The 1,387-nt window shown below is 67.5% G+C and carries 1 protein-coding gene and 1 pseudogene; one reads left to right on the top strand and one right to left on the bottom strand.

Translation table 11 applies throughout. The annotated features are described in order from the left end of the window. Positions 1–855: helix-turn-helix domain-containing protein (locus tag Q9S36_RS51565; protein ID WP_311292446.1), on the top strand; the 855-nt coding region annotated here is incomplete at its 5' end. A 186-nt stretch (positions 856–1,041) separates the two neighbouring features. On the opposite strand, the pseudogene Q9S36_RS51560 reads toward Q9S36_RS51565, so the two are convergent. Beyond that, positions 1,042–1,203: pseudogene (locus tag Q9S36_RS51560) on the bottom strand (ABC transporter ATP-binding protein); the annotation flags it as partial. Positions 1,204–1,387 lie beyond the last annotated feature (184 nt).

Here is a 1,387-nt window from a genome sequence, read left to right as displayed (position 1 = left end):
CGCGGCGATGTCGACCCGCGGATCGACCCGATCGAACTCGCCATCCTCGGACCGAAACGGCGAGTGACCACGACGGCATCGATGACCCTGTCGGTGGACCACCCGCTGTCGGAGTCCGGAGAGTTCGACGTGGTCGTCGTCCCTGCGCTTGGAACCCTTACGGCCGCCGCTACCAACGACGTCCTCCAGAGCCGAGATGCTCGTTCGGTCATCGCCTCCCTCGGGCGCCTCGACGAGGCGACCACCCGGATCGCCGCGGCGTGCACCGGCGTGTTCGCCGTCGCCGAGACCGGACGGATGCATCATCGGCGGGCGACGACCAGCTGGTTCCTGGGGCCGGAGTTCCTGAAGCGCTATCCGACCGTCGCCCTCGATCTCGACACCATGGTCGTGGCCGACGGGAACCTCGTCACCGCCGGCGCCGCCTTCGCCCACATCGACCTCGCGCTCTCGCTCGTGCGATCGATCAGCCCCGACCTGGCCCGACATGTCGCCAAGCTCCTCATCATCGACGAGCGCCCGTCGCAGGCGGCCTTCGTCGCCTACGAACATCTCCGGCACGAGGACCCGATCATCGTCGAGTTCGAACGCTTCGTGCGCGCCCGCCTGGACGAACCGTTCAACGTCGCCTTCGTCGCACAGTCGCTCGGCACCAGCCGGCGCACCCTCGAACGGCGAGTCCGTGCGGCGCTCAACCTCACTCCGCTCGGCTTCGTCCAACGGCTTCGCATCGAACGAGCTCGGCACCTCTCAGCAACCACGGACCTCACCTCCGCCGAGATCGCGCTACGGGTCGGCTACGCGAACGCCGAGACTCTGCGCTCCCTCCTGCGCAGGGAGCGACGCCGTCCCTGAGCGCTCGCCATGCCTGAGAACCACCTCTCAGCACGTCGCGTCGGCGCTCCTGCGTCGCCCTTGGACGACCCACTCGACATGCCCGCAGCACAGGCCATGCGACGTGCCCCGGCTTCCCGGACGGTCGGTTGGGTGGCTGCGATGTCGCTGCGTTCTCATCGACAGGATCAGCAGACCCGACCAGGGTGGATTGGGAAGGGCCGCCGTCGTGCAGGTGTCCCACACGGTCTCGTATTCGTACCCGCCGGCATCCGCGTAATCGGCGATCGCCTCGGCGTAGCGCATCTGCCCATCGAGATCGTCGGACTCGCTGAGCGCGTTCTCGGCGTCCTCGAACTCTCGCGCCGCGTCCTCGAGAAGCGGGGTCCCGTCGAGGAGGGTGAACGAGACGTTCTGCACGTCGATCTGAGCCACGATGGGCGGTCCTTCCGCCCCGAGAGCGGTGCCGACCAGCTCATCGGAGAACGCAGGTTCTCACGAATATGCCCGGAAACCACGAAAGCCCCGACCAGCATTGGTCGGGGCTTTCGAT

Source organism: Microbacterium sp. ARD31 (genome assembly GCF_031844425.1).
The sequence above is the reverse complement of the archived record's forward strand: the minus strand, read 5'-3'. Positions and strand labels throughout refer to the sequence as shown.